The sequence below is a fragment of the Streptomyces katrae genome, assembly GCF_000966975.1.
Classification (GTDB): domain Bacteria; phylum Actinomycetota; class Actinomycetes; order Streptomycetales; family Streptomycetaceae; genus Streptomyces; species Streptomyces katrae.
In genome coordinates this window covers 1-3,806 of record NZ_JZWV01001361.1, presented here as the reverse complement: position 1 = coordinate 3,806, position 3,806 = coordinate 1, and the positions used below count along the sequence as shown (strand labels likewise).

Here is a 3,806-nt window from a genome sequence, read left to right as displayed (position 1 = left end):
CCGGTACGCCGAGCCGCGCGTCGGCCGCGTCCCGCGCCCCGTACTCCACCGCCCCGTACTCCACGGTGGCCTCCACCCCGAAGTGGTCGGAGACGAACAGCCCGTCCGGTGCGGGGGAGGCACCCCGCAGCGCGGCCTCCCGTACCCGCGCGCCGGCGCCGGAGGAGAGCAGGATCCGGTCGATGCGGCCCGCCCGCCCCGTCAGGGAGGCGATCGCGGCCAGCGGATTGACCCGGGGGTCGAAGGTGGGCGTGTCGTCGGAGGGGCCGTGCACCTCGCCCCAGGCGTCCCGCAGCCCCAGCGCGGCGGCGGGCCCCTCGGCGCCGGTGCGGCCGTCGTTGAAGTCCCCGAGCAGCGCGAGGCCCCCGTCGATCCCGCCCAGACCCTCGGCCAGCCGGGCCAGTTCCGCCTCGCGGCGGCCGGCACCGTTCTCGGAGTGGTCGCTGCTGAGGTGCGTCGCGGCGACGGCCAGGGGCCCGCCGGCGGTGTCCACGGTGACGGCCGTGACCGCCTTGTGCCGGCCCAGCAGGTGCAGCCCCGCCTCGCGCACCGGCAGCCGGCTCAGGACCAGCAGCCCGCTGTCCGCCACGTCGGCGCCGTCCGGATCGGTGCCCAGGGTGTACCCGGCCCGCACCCACGGCTCGGCCAGCAGCAGGGCGAGCAGGGCCGGTTCCACCTCCTGGAGGGCGATCACATCGGCGTCGGCCGCCGCCAGCTCCGCCAGCAGCATCGGCCTGCGCCGGGCGGTGGCGATGCGCGGGGCGTCGTAGCGGTCCCACAGGTCAGCAGCCGCACCCGCGCCGGCGGGTGCGCGGCCGGGCCCGCCTGGACCGGCCGCCAGGCGCCGCCCGCCGGGTCCCAGGCGTGCGGGGTGCGCGCGGTGAAGAAGGGCTCGGGCAGCAGCCGCCGGCCGCGCACCCGCCCGGCCGTGGTCGAGTCGATCAGGTCCAGCCCGCGCGCCCGGTCCCACACCAGCTCGCCGTCGGCCTCGACGAACAGCACCCGGTGCCAGGGGATGTCCCCGCCCGGCACGAAGGAGGGCAGCGGCACCCGTTTGGGGGCGGCCCCGCGCTGGAGCAGTCCGAGCGTGAACCGGGCCGGATCGAAGCGGGGGTCCCAGCGGACCTGGTGGTAGAGCTGCTCACTGGTGCGCATCAGAGGTCCTCCCCCTCGTCGGCCGCCCCCAGGGAGCCGGCCCCGTCCTCGACCGTTCCGCCCGCCCCGACGTACCAGGTCCGGTGCGCCTGCCCGGGGTACGGCGGACGGCGGGCTGAACCGGCGCAGCTGGGCGGCCAGTACGGCCTCCGGCACCGGGTGCGGGCGCACCGCGTTGCGGCGCACCAGCTCGCCCTCCCCGACCAGCACGGCCACCCGGGTGACCAGGGCGTCCCGGCGCCGGGCGACCGCCCCGGCCAGGCCGCGCTGCTGCTCCGTCAGGGAGGTCGCGTCCCACACCACCGTGCCCCCGGCGGCCAGGGCGCGGTCGAGCCGGGCGAGGCCCTCGCGGAGCACCTCGGGGTTGGCGCGCTGGTCGGCGCGCGCACCCCGGGCCTCGCGCAGGTCGTCCAGGGAGATGTACGCGGCCACGCCCGGCAGGCTCCGCGCGAAGGTGCTCTTCCCGCTGCCCGAGGGCCCGCAGAGCTGGACCAGCCGCGGGTACGCCGACCCGTCCCGCCACCGCCAGGTGGCGGCCACGGCCTCCTCGGCGGTGGAGAGCGCACCCCGGCCGAAGGCCTCGCGGGCCTCCGCCCAGCAGCGGTCGGCGGCGTCCACCTCCAGGCCGGCGAGGGCCTCGCGCAGTCCGGCCCGGAGCGGGCCCAGCGGGTCCGGGCCGAGCAGCCCGGCCTCCTCGGCGCACAGCGCGGACCACTCCACGCACTCCGCCTCCTCGGCCGACGCGTCCGGCAGGGCCGCCGCCAGCGCGTGCAGCACCCCGAGGTCGGCGGCCGACGCCAGCCGGACCAGCCCGGCCCGCCGCTCCTCCTCCGGGAAGGGCCTGCGCAGCGCCGGGTACAGCCCCACCAGGTCGGCCACCCGCCGCGCGGTCCGCATCCCGAGCGGCCCCGCCGCGAGCCGCGCCCCGAGGGCGGCCCGCGGCTCGCGGTGCAGGGCGGCGGCCAGGACGCCGGCCAGCCGGGCCTCCCCGGTGCGTCCGGCGCCGTCGAGCCACGCGATGACCGCGGCGACGGCCGCCTCGGCCTCCGTGCCGGCCGTCGCGTCCGTGCCGAGGGCGGACATGCCGAGGGCGGACAGCAGCCCGCCGACGTCCGGGCCGGACCCGGAGCGGACGGCCCACAGGGGGGCGGCGGGGCCGAGCCCGTTGACCACCACGGGCGCGTACATCCAGTGCGTATCGGTCTGCACGTGCCCGCCGCGCACCCATTTCGCCACGTACCGCCCGAAGTCCGCGCGGTCGAAGCCGGCCGTCGTACGGACGACGTACCCCTCCTGGCGGGAGGTGTCGATCCGCAGTCCGCGCAGGGCCCGCTCGTCGTAGACCCCGCGCCACAGCACCCGGGGCACGGGGACGCCGAGCCCGTGCAGGAACCGGACGGTGCGGTCCCAGTCCAGGCAGTGGTCGCCGTCCCACACCGAGAATCCGTAGAACCAGCTGTCGAGTTCCTCGTAGCCGAGCGAGTGGCGGGCGTACAGGTTCTCCCCGCACACCCGCCGGCCCTCCGGGATCCGCGGCCCGATCCGGCCCTGGAGGGCCTTGACCCAGGCGCGGGAGGGGTGGTGGCCGGAGTCCAGGGAGCGGGCGTGCAGGCCGTCCGCGTACAGGGTGGTGTTCTCCCCGTCGAGCTTCTCGGTGACCACCACCTCCCGCCCGGCCAGCGCGGCGGTCCCCCCGGCGCGCACGTCGTCCGCCGTGGCGCCGGGCGACCACGGCAGATGCGCGGTACGGGGGTAGTGCGTACGCATGACGGGCTCCTGGTCGGGGGAGGGGTGTCCGGTCACTGTAGGTATCCGGAGCGGGCGCATCCACCCAATTCCCGTCAGCCCGCTAGTCGAGCCGGTCCAGGTCGGGGAACTCCAGTCCGTCCGGGCCGAGTTCGGTGTTCTCCGCGTGCTCGGCCATCCGCGCGGCGTACTCGGGATGTGAGGCGAGCGAGGTGTAGTCGTCGAAGTCCAGGTCGATCACCTCGGCGAGGTCCGCGAGGTACACGTCGAGGCCGGGGTACATCACGGCCACGTACGCCAGGTCGTCGGTGTCGGTCACCAGGACCGGGTACTCGCCCGTGGAGTCCGGTGAGCCCAGGTAGAGCAGGCGGCGGGAGTCGCAGCCGCCGACGAGCGGCAGGCACACGGCGGGCAGGAGCTCCTCGAAGGCGGTGAACATGCCGGCCATGCCGTCGTCGTCGCCGTACATCCACTCCGCCGTCGCCCCCAGTCCCCGGTCGCCGAACCGGGGCTCGGCCGGGTCGTCGTACCAGCCGACGGCGGCGAGCCAGGAGCCGTCGAAGGCCAGCCAGCGGCGCAGGCTGGGCGGCAGCGGCCGGCCGCCGGGCAGCGTCAGCCGGTCGAGCACCTCCGGTGCGACCGGAACCGGTTCGTCGAGGTCCGGGGCCTCGCAGGTGGGCCAGCCCCGCTCCCGGACCCGTTCGATCACCCGGTCGATCAGCGCGGCACCGTGCATGTCCTCGTTCATGCGTGCACTGTGCCACGGGCCACCGACAGCGCCCGATCCGCCCCGGCAGTCCCTTCGGGCCTACCGGCACAGGGCGACGATCGCGGGGTCCACCCGCCCCTCGGCCGCCCTGCACAGCGCGGACATGTCGTACGAGGGGGGGGGCGCGGGCCGGGGC

The 3,806-nt window shown here is 77.0% G+C and carries 3 protein-coding genes and 1 pseudogene; all 4 read right to left on the bottom strand.

The window, feature by feature from the left end:
• Positions 1-730: endonuclease/exonuclease/phosphatase family protein (locus tag VR44_RS49360; protein ID WP_425424566.1), on the bottom strand; the 730-nt coding region annotated here is incomplete at its 3' end.
• On the bottom strand, positions 691-1,155 hold the full coding sequence (locus tag VR44_RS49355) for a DUF504 domain-containing protein (protein ID WP_425424565.1): 465 nt from the start codon (positions 1,153-1,155) through the stop codon (positions 691-693). The genes VR44_RS49355 and VR44_RS49360, both read right to left, overlap by 40 nt.
• Positions 1,155-2,922, bottom strand: a pseudogene (locus tag VR44_RS37250) (RNA ligase family protein). The gene VR44_RS49355 and the pseudogene VR44_RS37250 overlap by 1 nt, the downstream one beginning before the upstream one ends.
• A gap of 82 nt (positions 2,923-3,004) precedes the next feature.
• Entirely contained in the window at positions 3,005-3,649 is a 645-nt protein-coding gene (locus VR44_RS37245; protein ID WP_045952102.1) for a hypothetical protein, read from the bottom strand.
• Positions 3,650-3,806 lie beyond the last annotated feature (157 nt).

Excerpts from the sequence above, each read along its gene's own strand:
- VR44_RS37245 (WP_045952102.1), bottom strand. The coding sequence starts at position 3,649 with ATGAACGAGGACATGCACGGTGCCGCGCTGATCGACCGGGTGATCGAA.
- VR44_RS49355 (WP_425424565.1), bottom strand. The coding sequence starts at position 1,155 with ATGCGCACCAGTGAGCAGCTCTACCACCAGGTCCGCTGGGACCCCCGC.